Consider the following 16,895-nt stretch of genomic DNA (forward strand, 5'->3'; position numbering starts at 1 on the left):
CCATCGTTCACTCTATGTTCTTGAGGGGCGAGCCATGACGTTGACGCTGTATTCGAATCCGATGTCGCGGGGGCGTATTGCTCGCTGGATGCTCGAGGAGACCGGGGCGGCTTACGATACGGTGATGCTCGATTATGCGACAACGATGAAGGAGGCGCCCTATCTGTCGGTCAATCCGATGGGCAAGGTGCCGGCCATCGTCCACAACGGCAACGTCGTCACCGAGTGTGCCGCGATCTGCGCCTATCTCGCCGACGCCGTACCCGAGGCGCAATTGGCGCCGACGGCCGACGAGCGGGCCGACTATTATCGATGGCTATTTTACGCGGCCGGGCCTCTGGAGGCGGCAATCACCAACCGATCGCTCGGCGTGGTCCCGACCGAGACGCAGCAGCGGATGGTCGGTTATGGAAGTTTCGAGGCCGCGATCGCCGGACTTGAGCATGCCGTTGCGTCTCATAGCTATATCGCGGGCGAACGCTTCACGGCAGCCGATGTCTATGTGGGTGCACAGGTCATATGGGGATTACAGTTCGGCACGATGCCGAAGCTTGCAGCATTCGAGGCCTATGCCGCCCGCCTGACCGAACGCGCGGCCTATCGGCGGGCAGCAACACTGGATGATGACGCTATGGCCAAGATGGCGTCATGAAGTTGCGCTAGGAGGTCGAATGACCGATCAGGCGGCCCAAACGCAACCCCCGCCAGCGCCTGTGACCCCATAGCGCGGGCATTCGTCGACTCGGCCACGTACCTCCACACTCCCAAGGCGATCGCTCCGTGGATCAACGATCAAAACGGCAAGCGCGCTTGTGTCGCTATCGCTCCTATAGTGGGCAAGCCTGAAGCTAATCTCTCGGCATCACTCGTATCCGCCAATCACGGCATTCAGGAAGCTGGGGAAGGGGCCGTTCCACCCGTCAACCGGTGCGTCGGGCACGGTACTGCGGCGGGCCGCACGCAGCGGATCGACCTTAGGCTCGCTTACCCGCTCGGGCATGGCGGTCGACGATACTGGTTGCGCGGTCGACACCGGAGCCACGGCAGAACGTTCCGCGACCGGCGCGATGGGCATTGCCGGAGCAACACGGGGAAGCGCAGGCTGTGCGGCAGGGACCGGTTCGTCGATCGGCGTCCGAGCCCAGCGCGATGGTTTCGGCGTGGCAGCGGCCATGGGCGCTGCGATTTCGGCGGCGGCCATCACTTCGTCCTCGACGGCATGGGCAACGACATCAGCACGCGGCACCCGCCGCGTCCGCGACCGCTCGCGCCGCGGTGGCAGCTCTTCATTGCTATCGGACGGGACGGTAGCCGCCGGAGTCAGCGCTCTCGGCTCGGACAGCTTCAACCGCTCGATCGTCTGGCCCGTCAGCTTTTCAATATTCTGGATATTCTCGGAATCGTCGGGTGCGACGAAGGTATAGGCTGTGCCCGTCGCGCCCGCGCGGCCCGTTCGGCCGATCCGGTGGACATAATCGTCGGGATGCCATGGCGCGTCATAGTTGAAGACGGTCGACACGCCCTTGATGTCCAGACCACGTGCGGCGACGTCCGAGGCGACCAAGATCGTCACCGCACCGTTCTTGAACAGGTCCAGTTCGGCGAGGCGCTGGGGCTGCTCCATGTCGCCATGGATTTCGCCGGATTTGTAACCCGCCTGCTTCAACACCTTGTTGAGGTCGCGCACGGTCGTCTTGCGATTGCAGAAGATGATCGCGTTGGTGACCTCGTCCTGCGCCAGGATTCGGCGCAGTGTCTCGCGTTTCGCGGTCTGGCTGGCGACCGGGACCAGATACTGCTTGATGTTGAGGTTGGTCGATGCAGGGCGCGAGACCTCGATCGTCTTGGGGTTCGAGAGAAACTTGTCCGCCAACTTCTTGATCGGCGGCGGCATCGTTGCCGAGAATAGCAGCGTCTGGCGCGACTTGGGCAGCTTGGTGCAGATTTCCTCGATGTCGGGGATGAACCCCATGTCGAGCATCCGGTCCGCCTCGTCGATGACGAGCAGCGAACAGCCGTTGAGCATGATCTTGCCGCGGCCGAACAGGTCCATCAGCCGGCCCGGCGTCGCGATCAGGACGTCGACGCCCTTTTCGAGCGCGGCGAGCTGGTCGCCCATCGACACGCCGCCGATAAGCAGCGCCATCGAGAGATGCGAATTGACGCCGTATTTCTCGAAGTTCTCGGCAACCTGCGCAGCGAGTTCGCGGGTCGGCTCGAGGATCAGCGAGCGCGGCATCCTGGCGCGGCTGCGGCCATGAGCAAGAATGTCGATCATCGGCAGCACGAACGACGCGGTCTTGCCGGTGCCCGTCTGGGCGATGCCGATGATGTCGCGCATCATCAGAACCGAAGGGATCGCGCCGGCCTGGATCGGCGTCGGCTCGGTATAGCCGGCGTCAGTGACCGCCTTCAGGAGTTCTTCGGAAAGGCCGAGATCGGCAAAGCTCATTTATATGTCCGGGAAAAGGAGGGCGCGCATTATTCCCTCAAGCGCCCCGCCGCTCGCGGATTTCCAGCAAAATGTCAAGGAAAGCGGGTGGCGGCACGACGAAAGTCGCACATCACCCCTGCCGTCTTGTCTATTGCTTGAGCTTCAGCGTCTTGAAGTCATCGATTTCGCAGCGTGCCCCGGACCGCATGCGAATCGCGTCGCGATCGCGACATATCAGACCGTCACCGCTCGGCCGCAGGTAAAAGCCCGGATAATAGTCGAGTGGTTTGCAGTCGCCATCCAGCTTCGCGCGCAATCGCGTGCCGTCCTGCATGACGAGATCGACCGAGCCCGGCTGGCCGAGAAAGGCGCCCGCTATCTCCGCGACGGCGACGCACTTGGGCCCCTTGCGCTCCTTCCACTCGCGCGGCTTCGACAAGGGCGCGCTACCGACGGGTTGGGCCGATCGCCTGAACATGCGGGGGACGCGGATGATGATCCGCTCGTGGATCGAGACCTGCGTGATCTCGACGCGCGCGCGCGTCGGCACGGCGGGGTTCGCCACGGCCGCGAGGGGGGCGGTGAGGGCGAGGAGGGAGGCGGGAAGCGCAGGGTGAATCATGATGTCGCTAAGCAGCGTTAACCGCGATCGTTGAACGGGAGGTGAATTGCGCTTAGCGGCGCTGTCATGACGCCCGAACAGACACAGATGCTCGATGCGCTTGCCCCGCAACTCGAGCGCAAGTCCATCGTCACCGATGCCGCAGATATCGCCCCCTGGCTGAACGACTGGCGCGGCCGGTTCCATGGTGCAGCTCCGCTGATGTTCGCTCCGTCGTCGGTCGCCGAGGTATCGGCGATCGCCCAGGCCGCGCTGGCGTTCCGCGTCCCGCTGGTACCGCAGGGCGGCAACACGTCGATGGTCGGCGGGGCGACGCCGCCCGCCGATGGCCGTGCCGCCCTGCTGTCGCTGCGCCGTCTCAACCGCATCCGGTCGATCGATGCCGAAGCCGGTCTTGCGGTAGTGGAAGCGGGCGCGATCCTCGCTGATCTCGACGACGCCGCACAGGCGGTCGGTCAACGGTTCCCGCTGACGCTCGGCGCCCGCGGCAGCGCGACGATCGGCGGCCTGGTCTCGACCAATGCCGGCGGCACGCAGGTGCTGCGGTTCGGGACGATGCGCGGGCTGGTCGCAGGGGTCGAGGCGGTGCTGCTTGACGGCAGCGTCCATGACGGCCTGTCCGCGCTGAAGAAGGACAATCGCGGCTACGACATCGATCAGCTGCTGGTCGGATCCGAGGGAACGCTGGCGATCGTCACCGCAGCCACGTTGCGGCTGGTGCCAGCCGTGGCCGCACGCGCGGTCGCCTGGGTCGGGGTCTCCGGACCCGACAGCGCGCTTCGGCTGCTGCGCCGCTTGCAGGCGGCGACCGACCGTGTCGAAAGCTTCGAGATCCTGCCGCGCGAAACGCTGGCGGCAGCGGTCGCGCATCTCCCCGGAACGCGTGCGCCGCTCGACGGCGACCATGCCTGGCATGTCCTGATCGAGGCAACCGCACCGTCCATGGACGGCGAGACCCCCGCGGCGCTGCTCGAACGGCTGCTGGGCACTGCGCTTGAGGCAGGGCAGGCCGAGGATGCCGTGATCGCCGCCAGCGAGGCGCAGGCCGCGGCATTCTGGCGGATCCGTGATTCCCTGTCCGCGGCCGAACGTGCGCTCGGCCCCGCCACCCAGCATGACATCTCGGTCCCGGTCGAGACGATGCCGCGCTTCATGATCGATGCAGCGCGGGCCTGCGAAGTGCGGTTTCCTGGGACGCACGCCAGTGGATTCGGTCATCTGGGCGACGGCAATGTCCATTTTCACGTCCGCGCCCCGCAGGGCACCGATCCCGCGCGCTGGTATGCCGAGGATGCGCCGGTCGTGACGCGCTTCGTCGACGATCTGGTCGTCGCGGCCGGAGGATCGATCTCCGCAGAGCACGGGATCGGCCAGATGAAGATCGGCGAGCTGGAGAGGTTGTCGTCGCCGGCACGGCTGACGATCCTGCGCGCGGTAAAGGCCGCATTCGATCCGCACGGGCTGCTGAACCCCGGCAAGCTCGTCACGCTTGCACGGGCAGGCGTCACGCCATAGAGCCTCGCGCCAATCGCCGGCGTCCTGCCGCCCAGATCCTCTGACGAAACACTGGAGATACATGATGGCCAGCGCACCGCAGCTTCCGCTCTTCTACAACGGCCTGGAGCCGCTTTCGAGCGACACGCATGCCGATTACAAGGTTCGCCCGCAGGAGAGCGCGCCGTTCCTCGTCGGCCAGCATGCGATCCCGATCACCGTCGACGAATTCCCGCTGGTGCAGCGTCACATGCCGATCGTCTTCTCGGTCGGCGACGATGCCATCCCGCTGGCGCTGATGGGCCTCAACGAGGGCGTCAACGTCTTCATCGGCGACGACGGCAAGCTGACAGAGAACACCTTCTACGTTCCCGCCTATATCCGCCGCTATCCGTACATGCTCGCGCGGCTGCATCCCGATGCGCAGGAGCTTTCGCTCTGCTTCGATCCGACCTCCGATGCGCTCGGTGCGTTCGACGAGGGCGACGCGCTGTTCGCGGATGGCGCGCCGACCGAGGTCACCAAGTCGATCCTGGCGTTCAACGAATCGTTCGAACAGGCCGGCGCGCGCACGCAGAACTTCATGAAGGAGCTGCGCGAACTCGGCCTGCTGATGGACGGCGAAGTCTCGATCCAGCCCGACGGTGCCGAGCAGCCCTTCGTCTATCGCGGGTTCCAGATGGTCAACGAGGAAAAGCTGATCGACCTGCGCGGCGATGCGCTGCGCAAGATCAGCAAGTCGGGCATGCTGCCGCTGCTGTACGCACACCTGTTCTCGCTCGCGCTGATGCGCGACATCTTTGCGCGCCAGGTTCAGCTCGGCAAGACGCCGCTGCCGCAGCTCGGCGGCTGATCCGTCCGCGCCGACCGATCGCAGCGCGGTCGGTCGGCGCACCAGATACCGCGCGCTCGCGCCGGGATCCCGAGCTGCGATCGTTGCGGCGTAGAATTTTTCGCGTCGGGGTTGAACCAAAATCCCGCTCGCCCATTTTAGACCTGTACGGCACCGTGTCCCCCCCTTTCGCGGCGTCGTACGGCACGCTTCTAGCGTGCCTCCTCCCTGAACCTTGGCCACCTCGTGCTTCGCGCACGGGGTGGTTTTTTTATGTGCCAAGCTGGGGTCCCGCTGCGGGTGATCGGTGTCGCTAGCGCTGGCCCTTATTCGGCCGCTGCGGCCCGGGTGGTGGCCGATGCGCCCATGGCCAGCGCCTCGTTCGTCAAGGTCGTGAGAAGGGCCTTGAGCAGCCGCACCGTCGCATCCACACCCGTGCCCAGCCCGTCGAACTGGCGATCCAAGTAGAGTGACCGATCGAATTCGAGCTGGATCGCGTGGATCCCCGCAGTGGGGCGCGCGTGCCGTTCGAGGATATGCCCTCCGGCATAAGGCGCGTTGCGGGCAGAGGGCAGGCCTGTATCTGCGATCTCGGCCTCGAGGCAGGCTAGGAAGCGCGGATCGGCGCTGCGGCCGAAGCGGTCTCCCAGGACGATCCGGGGCGGGCTGCCGCCCGGTACGCCCGCCGCCGACAGCGGCGGCATCGAATGGACGTCGAGGAGGATCGCGATCCCGAACCGCGCCTGCGCTGCGGCCAGCGCGTCGTGCACCGCGTCATGATAGGGGCGGTGGTCGTTGGCGATGCGGCTGGAGATGTCCGCGTCTGTAAACCGGCGCCGCCAGAGGTCGGGCGCGGCGGCTGCCCGACGCGGCACCAGGCCGAGGCCGCTTCGCAGCTTCGCGGAAGGTTGAGGCTGCGCTATCGGGTTCGCCCCCTCGTCCACGCGGGGATCGCGCTCGGCCTCGCTGCGGTTCAGGTCGATCCAGGCGCGTGCCCGGGTCTGCACGATCATCGTCTCGACCGTCTGTGCCCGGGTGGCAACGATGTCGATATGACGGTCCTCGAGCGCCACCACGGTGTCGAACGGGACGCGCAACGCCTCGCGCAATGCGGGCGGATAATCGCGCCCGGCATGCGGTACCGACATCACCACCGGGCTGGCAGGCGGCAGGTCGCCGAAGCGCGTGAACGAAGGAGACTGCATGCGGAAAAGCGTAGGGCGCATTGCATGAACGGGCAAACGATCTGGAAATCTTAACTGCTTATGGAGTAACGGACCGCTAAATCACGGGAATATATCGATGTTGCGAATCCTGCTGGCCGAGGATGATCAGGTCATGCGCGAATATCTTACCCGCGCCCTGCGGCGATCGGGGTATGCGGTGACCGCGGTCGACCGTGGCACCGCGGCGATTCCGCTGCTCGAGACCGAGACGTTCGACCTGCTGCTGACCGATATCGTGATGCCGGAGATGGACGGCATCGAGCTGGCGCAGCGTGCCGGCGAGCTCTGCAAGAACCTCCGCGTCATGTTCATCACCGGCTTTGCGGCGGTCACGCTGAAGGCGGGCAAGACGATGCCGCAGGCGCGCGTGCTGTCCAAACCCTTCCATCTCCGCGACCTGGTGGCCGAGGTCGATCGGCTGTTCGAGATGGATAATGCAACAAGCTTCAATTGAGCGCTTGCGCCCCGCGATAAGCGCGGCTAGTGGAGCGCTCCGGCGGGCGTGTAGCTCAGTGGTAGAGCACTGTGTTGACATCGCAGGGGTCGCAAGTTCAATCCTTGCCACGCCCACCATGGAATTGACCCTACCCGGTCTTTCGCGTCTTTGCAGACAGAAGGCCGGGTAGGGATAATTCGAAGCAGAGGATGTCCTCAGGGACTTCCGGGCTTCCCAAACCCCATCATGTCATTTCTGGATCTTCGTGAGCACGGCCCTCCAAGGGGGCCGGTCTCGGGAGCGCGGATCAGTGCGCTCCCGCGGGATCAGAAGCCCAGCCGCGCGCGGGCGACGATCCGGTCGCCGCTGTGTCGCGCATCCGCAAACGGGCCGGTCGCATCGGCGCGTGCGATGTCGGTGCCGATATAATCGACCCCGAGCGTCAGCGGCCCCTGCTGGCGTTCGACGCCCAATCGCCAATCGGTATAGCTGCCACCGGGACGCAGCCGCTGTATGCGCAGCGGATCCGTCGTGGTGCCCGAGGAGTGCCCGATACCTGCGAGCAGCGTGTAGGGCGTCCCGGGGATCCCGGCATCGGCATTCGCATAAAGATAGACGTTGCTGCCCCCCAGCGCATCCTGCGACGGGGCGAACTCGATCCCGCCGACCAGACGGGCCGGACCATAGCTGTACCGCGTGGACGCGCCGATCTCCGCATAGTCCATCCCGGTGCGCGCGCCGGCGAACAGATGCCCGGTCGCGGACGTCCGGAGCGTGACCGCGCCTAGGTCCCACCCCGTTGCCACCATGACGTCGACGACCGCTTCGGCGCCCGCCTGGCGGTCAGCGTTGCGGAGCGTCGTGACACGCGCGGTCGCGTCGATCCGGCCGAGCGACGCCGCCGCATCCGCGGACAGCACCGCGCGGCCCTCACTCCAGCTGAGCCCGCGGCGTGCTTCGTCGGTGGCGACCTCGACCCCGCCGGAGGGCGCGACCTGTGCGTGCACGGATGCCGGTAGAAGCGCTGCTGCGCTGCACAGGGTCAGCGCGAGTGTATGCGTGAAGGGGCGCGTCATCCTGCGGCCAACGCTCCGTGGATCTGATCGAGTTCGGCGCGGAGTACGTCATGGTCTTCCTGTGCCATCGCGGTCACGTCCTGATGCAGGTCGCGCGTCTTCGCGGCGACCTCGCGCGCGATCGCGGCGCGGCTGCTGCTGCACCATCCCGGCTGGTGGCCCGCCGCGACGCCATCGCGCGCGAAGTTGCGCGTCATCAACGTGCCAGAAGACGCCTTGGCATGGCGGTCGACGATCATGTTGGCGGTCCAGGCACAGCGCAGCGTCGAGGATTGTCCGGCGGGTGCGACCGCGCCGATCTGGCGGTGTTCGACGACGACCGCGCCGCGATAACGGACCTCCACGGGGCCGCTGTGATGATCGACTCGCGTCGTGTGTTCGATGGTCGGTGCGGCCATGGTGGCGGCGGTCGCGAGCGCGAGGCCAGCGAGCAACATATGGGTCATGTTCGTCTCCTTTCGGGTCCCGGCTTATGCTGGCCGGTGACGCTTCCAAGTCTGGGCACGGTCGATTGACCATGTCTCTTAAACGCGCGCGTCTGGCGGTTCGTTGCGCGGGTACCGCGTCGGGCCGGGGGTGCGACGTCCTGCGTGCGGCAATTCGGGGCAGCGCGCCACGGTGGCGCGGTGGTGTTGACACACCATTCGCGGCGGGTATGGCAGGGCGCTCAGAGCGTCGGTTGCAGCGACTTTGGATGATCCGGTATGGTCCGCGCCCGTGCGCGGCGACGCCGGCCCCGGTCCACTGGCGCACGCCGCATGCCGTTTACAGGAACGATCACCATGACCGACGATCCGATCATCATCGCTAGCTATGCCCGCACCCCGATGGGTGGATTCCAGGGCGCCTTGTCGGGGGTCACCGCGACCGAACTCGGCGCGACCGCGGTCAAGGCGGCGGTCGAGCGGGCGCGGGTCGATCCGGCGGTGATCGACCGCATCTATATGGGCTGCGTCCTGCCCGCCGGACTCGGTCAGGCGCCCGCGCGCCAGGCGGCACTCGGTGCGGGGCTTCCCGATTCGGTCGAGGCCACGACGATCAACAAGATGTGCGGATCCGGAATGCAGGCCGCGATCATGGGGTTCGAGGCGCTTGCCGCCGGGACCGTCGACGTGGTCGTCGCGGGCGGAATGGAAAGCATGACGAATGCGCCCTTCCTGCTCGCCAAGCATCGCGGCGGCGCGCGGATCGGCCATGACGTCGTATCCGATTCAATGATGCTGGACGGTCTCGAGGATGCCTATGAGAAGGGCAAGCCGATGGGCGCCTTCGCCGAGGACACGGCGGGGGCCTATCAGTTCACACGGGCGGACCAGGATGCGTTCGCGCTTGAAAGCCTGGCGCGGGCGAGTGCGGCGGTCACTGGGGGGCATTTCCGCGACGAGGTCGTGCCTGTGACGGTCAAGACGCGCGGCGGTGACGTCGCGGTCGTCGAGGACGAACAGCCCGGCAAGGCGAAGCCCGAGAAGATCCCGGGCCTGCGCCCCGCCTTTGGCAAGGACGGGACGATCACCGCGGCGACATCGGCGTCCATCTCGGACGGGGCCGCGGCGCTGGTCCTGACGCGGGCGAGCGTCGCCGCGCGGCTGGGTCTGGCGCAGGAGGCGCGGATCGTCGCGACCGCCGCGCATGCCCACGCCCCCGCGCAGTTCACGACCGCACCCGTCTCGGCGATCCGCAAGGTGCTCGACCGTGCGGGCTGGACGGTCGGGGACGTCGACCTGTTCGAGGTGAACGAGGCGTTCGCGACGGTGGCGATGATCGCGATGCGTGACCTCGCAATCCCGCGCGACCGGTTGAACGTCAATGGCGGCGCCACGGCGCTCGGCCATCCGATTGGTGCAAGCGGGGCGCGGATCATCGCCACGCTGGTCGCCGCACTGAAGGCGCGGGGTCTGCGCAAGGGCGTGGCGGCGTTGTGCATCGGTGGCGGCGAGGCGACGGCGGTCGCGGTCGAACTGGTCTGACGCAGCCCGGCTGGGGCGGGGGAGCGCGTGCGCGCGCCCGCCTCCGCCCTGGTGTCAGGTCTTTGGCGAAAGAGGCTTTTCGCCGGCGGTGCAATGCTGGCATGAGCCCGCGATGACCATTATCGCGCGATCGCGTCGCCTGTCCGCCGTCCTTCTCCTTCCGCTCGCGCTCCCGACGCCGGGCATCGCGCAGAGCGTCGCCCCATCGCCCGTCACCGAGACGCCGCCGGTGATCGTCGTCACCGGCCGCGGCTTGGCGGATGCACCCGGTGACCGGGCCTATGATATCGTCACGATCGAGCGCGACCGCATCCAGTCGAGCGCGAGCAACCGGCTGGAAACCGTGCTCGCCGATGTCGCGGGGCTGCAGCAGTTCCGCCGCTCGGATTCGCGCAGCGCCAATCCGACCAGCCAGGGCATTTCGCTGCGCGGCATCGGTGGCAATGCGTCGAGCCGCGCGCTGCTGCTGTTCGACGGCGTCCCGCAGGCCGACCCGTTCGGCGGCTGGGTCGCGTTTCCCGCCTATGCGACGGGCCGGCTCGGCCGGATCCGCGTCACGCGTGGCGGCGGCAGCGGCTATCAGGGGCCGGGCGCGCTTGCCGGCACCGTCGAGCTCGAAAGCGCCAGTCCCGACCAGCTTACCCCGTTTCAGGCGGGTATCACCTATGGCAGTCGCGATTCGGTCGACGCGCAGGCCTCTGCGGCGCTCGTCCGCGACGGCGGTTTCGCGGTCGTATCGGGGGCCTATGCGCGCGGCGACGGCTTCACGCCGACGGTCGCTGGGTCGCGCGGCGCGGTCGATCGCCCGGCGCCGTATGAGCAGGCATCGGGCGCGTTGCGCACGGTGATCGCCGTCGATGCGACCACCGAACTGCAGCTGAACGCGAGCGCCTTCACCGACACGCGCGACCGCGGCAGCGATTTCACGGACAATCGCAGCGAGGGCGCGGATGCCAGCCTGCGCCTGGTCGGGCGGGGGCGCTGGGGCTATTCGCTGCTCGGTTATCTTCAGACCCGCGCCTTTGCCTCGAGCTTTGGCAGCATCAATGCGGCACGCAGTGCGACGACCCAGTCGCTCGACCAGTATAATACGCCCGCGACCGGGCTCGGTGCGCGGTTCGAACTCCTGCCGCCGCTCGGTGAGGCGATAACGCTGCGGCTCGGCGCGGACATTCGCGACGTCAGCGGCAAGACGCAGGAGCTGTTCTTTTTTGCCGGCGGCAATCCGACGCGGCGACGCGAGGCGGGGGGCAGTTCGACCACGTCGGGGCTGTTCGCGGACGGCAGTCTCGTCGCGGGCGATGTGACGTTCAGCCTTGGCGGGCGGATCGACCGCTGGACGATCGACCAGGGTTATCTGTTGGAACGACCGCTTGCCGGCGGGCTGCCGGTCACCGACCTGCGCTATGCCGATCGTGAGGGCACCGAAACGACGGGCCGCGCGGGGATCGCCTATCGTCCCGTCGACGCGGTTACGCTGCGTGTTGCGGGCTATCGCGGCTGGCGGCTGCCGACGCTCAACGAACTCTATCGCCCGTTCCGCGTCGGCAACGACACGACCGCGGCCAATGCGCTGCTGTCGCCAGAGCGGCTGACCGGGGTCGAGGGTGGGGTCACGCTGGCGCCCGCGCCGGGGGTCAGCATCGCCGCAACCTATTTCTACAACAGGCTGAAGGACGCGATCGCCAACGTCACCCTCTCGTCGACCGCGACGAGCGCGTCGCGCGTCCGCCGCAACCTCGACGCGATCCGCGCGCACGGGTTCGAGATCGATGCCGCGTATCGCCCCGGCCCGGTCGGCGTCCAGGCTTCGTGGTCGCACGTCAATTCGACCGTGTATGCCTCGGCCGCCGCGATCGCGCTCGACGGACTGCGTCCGGCCCAGACGCCGCGCGACCAGGTATCGGCGACGGTCGACTGGCGCCGCGATGCCGCCGCCGCGTCGCTGACCGTGCGCCATGTCGCGCGCCAGTTCGACGACGATCAGAACAGCCGCAGCCTCGATCCCGCAACCACGCTCGACGCCTATGCGGCCTATCCGATCACCCGCGCGCTGGTCGTCGAGGCGCGCGCGGAAAACCTGTTCGATGAAACTGTCGAGGCGGGGATCAGCAGCGGCACGATCGTCGAGCGTGCGACGCCGCGCACGCTCTGGATCGGGCTGCGCTACGCCATGCGGTAACAGACGGATCGGGGCCGGGCGAGGGCGGGCAGGCGGGAAGGTCATCGACGATGCCGCGCGAGCGCTCTATCCCGCGCGGGTGACCGATATCCCCGCCCCGCTCCGCCTGCGCCTCGACGGCGACGCTCTCGTCCGCAACTGGCAGACGCTCGACCGGATGAGCGGCCGCGCCGCGTGCGGTGCGGCGGTCAAGGCGAACGGCTATGGTCTGGGCGCGGTCGAGGTCGCGCAGCGTCTCGCGGGGGCGGGGTGTCGCGACTTCTTTGTCTCCAACTGGCGTGAGGCGGTCGAGCTGGCGCCGCTTGGCCTCGCGGTATCGGTCCTGCACGGCGTCCGCGACGAGGACATGGCGGCGGCTCGCGCCGGCATCGCGCGCCCGGTGCTCAACACGCCGGCACAGGTCGCGCGCTGGAAGGCGGCGGGTGGCGGCGCGTGCGACGTCATGGTCGACACGGGGATGAACCGCCTAGGCGTGTCCGCGAAGGATATTGCCGACGGGCTGCTCGACGGCCTCGAAATCGAGACGCTGATGAGCCATCTCGCCTGCGCCGATGAGGACGCGGCGATGAACGTGGTGCAGCGCGATCGGTTCGCGGCGTTGCAGGGCACGACGGGGGCGCGGCGGATGAGTCTCGCCAATTCCGCCGGCATCGCGCTGGGGTACGACTATGCGTTCGATCTGACCCGGCCGGGATTGGCGGTGTATGGCGGGGTGCCGCGAGGGGAATTGGGCGATGCGGTCGTGCCCGTCGTGACGATGGAAGCGCAGGTCCTTCAGCGTCGCCTCGTTCGGGCTGGGGAGAGCGTGGGTTATAACGCGACCTGGACGGCGAAGGCCGACACTGAGATCGCGATCGTCAATCTCGGTTATGCAGACGGTTATTTCCGGGGCTTCTCCGACCGTGGGATCGCCTCGTCCAACGCGCTTTCGCTTCCGGTCATCGGCCGCGTTTCGATGGATCTCGTAGCGGTGGCGTTGCTCGACGGAATGCCTTTGGCCGAAGCAGACTGGCTGTCGTTCGATACCGATCTGCGCGGCGCGGCGGCACGGTCGGGCATGTCGCAATATGAGCTTCTGACCAGCCTGGGTACGCGTTTCAGCCGCTGCTGGTCCTAGCGTCGGGTTTCACATGCGGTCACCGGCACCGCTGCTGCCATAGGCAAAAAAAAGAGGGCCGGTGAAACACCGGCCCTCGCTAGTCATACCAGGTCCGATCAGAACTTGGCGGTCATGCCGGCGTAGAAGCGGCGGCCGACATTGTCGAAGATGCCGCTGCCGAAGCCGGTGCCCGTCGCGCCGAGCGGCGGCAGGCGGTCGGTCAGATTGTCGATGCCGACGTAGAAGTTCGAACGTTCGCCGATGTCCACGCCCAGCTTGGCACCGATGTAGAGCACATCGGGATAGTAGGGGATGCTGAAGTCGTCGAGATTCTGCGGTGCGCGATCCTGGAAGGCGATCCGGTTCTCGATCGCCCCGACGGACTGCTTCGACAAATAACGGAACTGCGTGTTGAAGGTCACCTGACCGAAGTCGGCGCCCAGGTTCACCGAGACCTGATCCTTCGGATAGCCCAGCTCGCCAACCGTCGTGTCTGCAAAGCTCGGCTGAAGCGGGTTCAGGAAGCTGCTGCTCTCGAGGATGTGCGTGTAGATCACCTGGGCCGACAGGCGGGTGTTACCGACCGTCCGCAGGTAGCTGACATCGGCATCGATACCGCGACGCTTCAGGCTCGCAAAGTTGAGCGAGGACTGGAGCAGGCTGCCTTCGATGATGCGATAGGCCTGCTCACCGTTTGGTCCCGTACCACCGGCGGCAACGCGCTGGAACTGCGCGCAGAACTGGTTGTCGGTGATCGAGGGCGAGTCGTAGCAGTTGTTGATGATGCCCTGTGCGCTGACGGCCGTGATAACATCGTTGACCTTGATGTTATAGTAATCGACCGACAGCGTCAGGCCGGGGATGAACCGCGGCGTGATGACACCACCATAGGTGTAGGAATCCGACTTCTCGACGTTCAGGTTCTGGTTGCCGCCCGTCATGATTTCGAGCGTCTGGCCGTAGATGAAGTTGTAGCTGGTCGGAATGCCCGCGGCTGCGCAGTTCGCCGCACGGAACTGCGTGCCGCGACCCAGATTGTCCGACGAGCAGGGATCGGTCACGGACGCAAAGTTCTGCCCCGCTGCCGAGTAGAGCTCGGACAGGTTCGGTGCGCGCACGGCGCGGCCGTAATTGGCACGGAAGCGGATATCCTGAACGGGCGAATATTCGGCGTTCAGGTTGTACGTGTACACCGTTCCTGCGGACCCCTTATAGTCCGATACGCGACCGGCGGCGCCGAGCGTCAGGTTCTGGATCAGCGGAAGATCCTTGAGCAGCGGCACGCGGACTTCGCCGAAAGCTTCCTTCACCTCGAACGAGGGCGGGTCGAATGTCGCCAGCGCATTGTAGAAGGTATAGCCGCCCGACACGAACGGATCGGCCTCGAAGAAGTTAGTTTCCCGGCGATATTCGCCGCCCACCGAGAAGCCGATCGGCCCGCCGGGAAGGTTGAAGAACTTCGACGTGTCGCCGGACATCGTCGCAATCAGGTCGAGCTGGGTGATCTTGCCCGCCGACTCGGTGTTCCGCAGCACATAACTGCGTGCGGCGTCCGAGATGCTGCCCGTGCCGAACGGATTCAGCGGCTGACATGCGGCAATATCCGCGGCGAGGTTGGCGGCATTGCCATTGACGTCCTGGCCAGGAATGCCAAGGCCGGCATTTGCACGGTTTGCATCAAGTTGCGCACCGCAAACGATCTGGCCGGCCGGGTTGCGCACGGCATCGAGCGCCAGCGCCAGACGCTGTGTATCGACGTTGCCGAGGACCCGGGTCCGCTCCGTGAATTCGCCGTAATTCGCCGAGACCTCGTAGTTCCAGGTGTCGTTGAAGTCCCCGCGAACACCGGCGACAAAGCGATAGGTCTCGCGCCGTGCATCCTCACGACGCGATCCGAGATCGGTCAGGTTCTTACGCATGATCAAACGGGTCGTACCGGCATTGATCTGGTTGATCAGGATGTCACGGTTCTGCTCGCGCGTACGCAGGACCGAACCGTCGGTGTTCAGCGTCTGCCCGATCACCGCCCCCGATGTCGGGTTGATGAAGTTGTTCGCTGACGCCAGTGCCTGGGTGGTCAGCGCGGCCCGCGTACCGGCGTTGAGGTACGGGTTGTCCAGACGCGGACGCTCATACAAGCCGTCGATCGTCGAGCCCGTGTAAAATGCCGGACCCGACCCACCGAGGCCGACCGAGTCGACGCGGACATATTTCGCCTCGACGAACGGCACGAAAGCCGGCGACACCTCGAAATGCGCGATGAGGTTGGCCGAATAGCGGTCGAGCTGCGGCAGCAGCTGCAACAGGACGCCCTCGCGGCGCGTGTTGCCGTTGCCGCCGAGGAACGCGCCGGCCGGGGTCGTCGACGGGTTCGCGGCGGTACCCCCTGCGATGCCGACGCGCGTGCCGGTCTGCAGGGCAAGACCGCCGCCGGGCTGGACCAGATAGTTGCAGGTATAGGCGCGGCCGAGCGGGTCGCGGCCGCAACCGGCACCAGCGGCGGCGCCTGCGCCAGCGCCGGCAAAGGCGAACAGGCCGCCATCCGAGAAGGTCCCGACGCGGACGTCGCGGAAGAAGCTAGCGTCCGGGACGCCGTCGAAGTTCAGATTGCCGTTCAACCCGGCGCCGGCGGCATCGATGTTGGTCGTGATGAACGCATCGTTCTGGCGATATTCCTTGCGCTGCGAGGCGAAGAACGCCTCAGTCCGGACATATTCGAGGTTGACCGCGATGTTGCCGCGATCATCGGCGAAATTCTTGCCGCCCGTCACGCTGACGAAATACGAACCGGCATCCTTCTCGTCGCTGACGCCGCCCTGGCCGCGGATCTGCAGGCCGTCGAAGTTGGACTTCAGGCGAAAGTTCACGACGCCTGCGAGTGCGTCTGAGCCGTAAACGGCGGAATTGCCGCCCGTCACGATGTCGACGGCTTCGATCAGGTCGGTCGGAATCGTGTTCACGTCGACCGAGACGGCGTTGCTCAGGATGTCCGAACCGACATGGCGGCGGCCATTGACCAGCACCAGCGTCCGCTGCGCCCCGAGACCGCGCAGATCGAGCAGATTGAGGCCGGCGGTGCCGAGAAAGCGGGTCGAGTTCGACTGGCTGAACGTGCTGACCAGCTGCGGCAGGTCGTTAAGGACGTCACCGATCGAGGTGCGCGCGGTCTGGGTCAGGTCCGCGGCCGAAATGGTCGTGACCGGAACGACCGACGTGGCATTCGGCGACCGGATGCGCGAGCCGGTGATCGTGATCTCTTCCCCCTGGGCGACCGGGGCCGGAGTATCGGTCTGCACGGTCTCGTCCGAAGGGGCGGCAGGCGTCGAGGCGGCAGTCTGCGCGGCCACAACGCCCGGGATCATCGCAAACGCACTCGCTAGCGCCGTCGCACCCAAAAGTCCCGATAGCTTCATTAAAAACCCCCAATGTTCGGCGCATTCGCCTTGTTATTGGGGCAAGCTGACGGTGCGGACGGAGCCAATCAATAAGTTTGTTACAATCCAGAGGGCTCGATGTCACTTTTGTAC

The 16,895-nt window shown here is 66.4% G+C and carries 13 protein-coding genes and 1 tRNA gene; 8 read left to right on the plus strand and 6 right to left on the minus strand.

Features of this window, described 5'->3' with window-relative positions:
• Window positions 1-34 precede the first annotated feature (34 nt).
• Window positions 35-652, plus strand: a complete 618-nt coding sequence (locus ASE89_RS16460; RefSeq protein WP_056679883.1) for a glutathione S-transferase family protein — start codon at window positions 35-37, stop codon at window positions 650-652.
• A gap of 210 nt (window positions 653-862) precedes the next feature.
• On the opposite strand, the gene ASE89_RS16465 is transcribed toward ASE89_RS16460, so the two are convergent.
• Window positions 863-2,452: a DEAD/DEAH box helicase gene (locus ASE89_RS16465; protein ID WP_056679886.1), complete on the minus strand. Its 1,590-nt coding sequence runs from the start codon at window positions 2,450-2,452 to the stop codon at window positions 863-865.
• A 130-nt stretch (window positions 2,453-2,582) separates the two neighbouring features.
• Window positions 2,583-3,242, minus strand: a complete 660-nt coding sequence (locus ASE89_RS21310; RefSeq protein WP_236701867.1) for a hypothetical protein — start codon at window positions 3,240-3,242, stop codon at window positions 2,583-2,585.
• On the opposite strand from ASE89_RS21310, the gene ASE89_RS16475 reads away from it, so the two are divergent.
• Entirely contained in the window at window positions 3,123-4,571 is a 1,449-nt protein-coding gene (locus ASE89_RS16475) for an FAD-binding oxidoreductase (RefSeq protein ID WP_056679889.1), read from the plus strand. The genes ASE89_RS21310 and ASE89_RS16475 overlap by 120 nt on opposite strands.
• A 64-nt stretch (window positions 4,572-4,635) precedes the next feature.
• Window positions 4,636-5,403 carry a SapC family protein gene (locus ASE89_RS16480; RefSeq protein WP_031394972.1) on the plus strand — a complete coding sequence of 256 codons (768 nt, stop codon included), beginning with the start codon at window positions 4,636-4,638 and terminating at the stop codon, window positions 5,401-5,403.
• Window positions 5,404-5,708: 305 nt separating this feature from the next.
• Here the strand turns inward: ASE89_RS16480 and ASE89_RS16485 are convergent, their stop codons facing one another.
• Window positions 5,709-6,587: an N-formylglutamate amidohydrolase gene (locus ASE89_RS16485; RefSeq protein ID WP_082451719.1), complete on the minus strand. Its 879-nt coding sequence runs from the start codon at window positions 6,585-6,587 to the stop codon at window positions 5,709-5,711.
• A gap of 97 nt (window positions 6,588-6,684) precedes the next feature.
• On the opposite strand from ASE89_RS16485, the gene cpdR reads away from it, so the two are divergent.
• On the plus strand, window positions 6,685-7,062 hold the full coding sequence (gene cpdR / locus ASE89_RS16490) for a cell cycle two-component system response regulator CpdR (protein ID WP_056679896.1): 378 nt from the start codon (window positions 6,685-6,687) through the stop codon (window positions 7,060-7,062).
• 44 nt (window positions 7,063-7,106) lie between these two features.
• Window positions 7,107-7,181: transfer RNA gene (locus ASE89_RS16495), tRNA-Val, on the plus strand.
• Window positions 7,182-7,370: 189 nt separating this feature from the next.
• Here the strand turns inward: ASE89_RS16495 and ASE89_RS16500 are convergent.
• Together ASE89_RS16500 and ASE89_RS16505 are read right to left on the minus strand one after the other, a co-directional pair.
• Window positions 7,371-8,120, minus strand: coding sequence for a TorF family putative porin (locus ASE89_RS16500; RefSeq protein WP_056679899.1), 750 nt, complete (start codon window positions 8,118-8,120; stop codon window positions 7,371-7,373).
• Complete coding sequence (locus ASE89_RS16505) at window positions 8,117-8,566, minus strand: hypothetical protein (RefSeq protein ID WP_234387580.1); 450 nt, start codon at window positions 8,564-8,566, stop codon at window positions 8,117-8,119. The genes ASE89_RS16500 and ASE89_RS16505 overlap by 4 nt, the downstream gene beginning before the upstream one ends.
• Window positions 8,567-8,902: 336 nt before the next feature.
• On the opposite strand from ASE89_RS16505, the gene ASE89_RS16510 reads away from it, so the two are divergent.
• The 3 genes from ASE89_RS16510 (at window position 8,903) to alr (ending at window position 13,386) form a co-directional block, all read left to right on the plus strand.
• The gene (locus tag ASE89_RS16510) at window positions 8,903-10,087 is read left to right on the plus strand and encodes an acetyl-CoA C-acyltransferase (RefSeq protein WP_056679902.1); all 1,185 of its coding nucleotides are present in this window, start codon (window positions 8,903-8,905) and stop codon (window positions 10,085-10,087) included.
• 112 nt (window positions 10,088-10,199) lie between these two features.
• Window positions 10,200-12,269 carry a TonB-dependent receptor gene (locus ASE89_RS16515; RefSeq protein ID WP_082451647.1) on the plus strand — a complete coding sequence of 690 codons (2,070 nt, stop codon included), beginning with the start codon at window positions 10,200-10,202 and terminating at the stop codon, window positions 12,267-12,269.
• A gap of 88 nt (window positions 12,270-12,357) precedes the next feature.
• Window positions 12,358-13,386: an alanine racemase gene (alr, locus tag ASE89_RS16520; RefSeq protein WP_236701864.1), complete on the plus strand. Its 1,029-nt coding sequence runs from the start codon at window positions 12,358-12,360 to the stop codon at window positions 13,384-13,386.
• Between the two features lie 98 nt (window positions 13,387-13,484).
• Here the strand turns inward: alr and ASE89_RS16525 are convergent, their stop codons facing one another.
• The gene (locus ASE89_RS16525) at window positions 13,485-16,730 is read right to left on the minus strand and encodes a TonB-dependent receptor domain-containing protein (RefSeq protein ID WP_236701838.1); all 3,246 of its coding nucleotides are present in this window, start codon (window positions 16,728-16,730) and stop codon (window positions 13,485-13,487) included.
• Window positions 16,731-16,895 lie beyond the last annotated feature (165 nt).

Source organism: Sphingomonas sp. Leaf30, from assembly GCF_001422525.1.
Lineage (GTDB): Bacteria > Pseudomonadota > Alphaproteobacteria > Sphingomonadales > Sphingomonadaceae > Sphingomonas > Sphingomonas aerolata.

Excerpts from the sequence above, each read along its gene's own strand:
- ASE89_RS16475 (WP_056679889.1), top strand. The coding sequence starts at position 3,123 with ATGACGCCCGAACAGACACAGATGCTCGATGCGCTTGCCCCGCAACTC.
- ASE89_RS16510 (WP_056679902.1), top strand. The coding sequence starts at position 8,903 with ATGACCGACGATCCGATCATCATCGCTAGCTATGCCCGCACCCCGATG.
- ASE89_RS16485 (WP_082451719.1), bottom strand. The coding sequence starts at position 6,587 with ATGCAGTCTCCTTCGTTCACGCGCTTCGGCGACCTGCCGCCTGCCAGC.
- ASE89_RS16480 (WP_031394972.1), top strand. The coding sequence starts at position 4,636 with ATGGCCAGCGCACCGCAGCTTCCGCTCTTCTACAACGGCCTGGAGCCG.
- cpdR (WP_056679896.1), top strand. The coding sequence starts at position 6,685 with ATGTTGCGAATCCTGCTGGCCGAGGATGATCAGGTCATGCGCGAATAT.
- ASE89_RS16505 (WP_234387580.1), bottom strand. The coding sequence starts at position 8,566 with ATGACCCATATGTTGCTCGCTGGCCTCGCGCTCGCGACCGCCGCCACC.
- ASE89_RS16500 (WP_056679899.1), bottom strand. The coding sequence starts at position 8,120 with ATGACGCGCCCCTTCACGCATACACTCGCGCTGACCCTGTGCAGCGCA.
- ASE89_RS16515 (WP_082451647.1), top strand. The coding sequence starts at position 10,200 with ATGACCATTATCGCGCGATCGCGTCGCCTGTCCGCCGTCCTTCTCCTT.
- ASE89_RS21310 (WP_236701867.1), bottom strand. The coding sequence starts at position 3,242 with ATGGAACCGGCCGCGCCAGTCGTTCAGCCAGGGGGCGATATCTGCGGC.
- ASE89_RS16525 (WP_236701838.1), bottom strand. The coding sequence starts at position 16,730 with ATGATCCCGGGCGTTGTGGCCGCGCAGACTGCCGCCTCGACGCCTGCC.
- ASE89_RS16465 (WP_056679886.1), bottom strand. The coding sequence starts at position 2,452 with ATGAGCTTTGCCGATCTCGGCCTTTCCGAAGAACTCCTGAAGGCGGTC.
- ASE89_RS16460 (WP_056679883.1), top strand. The coding sequence starts at position 35 with ATGACGTTGACGCTGTATTCGAATCCGATGTCGCGGGGGCGTATTGCT.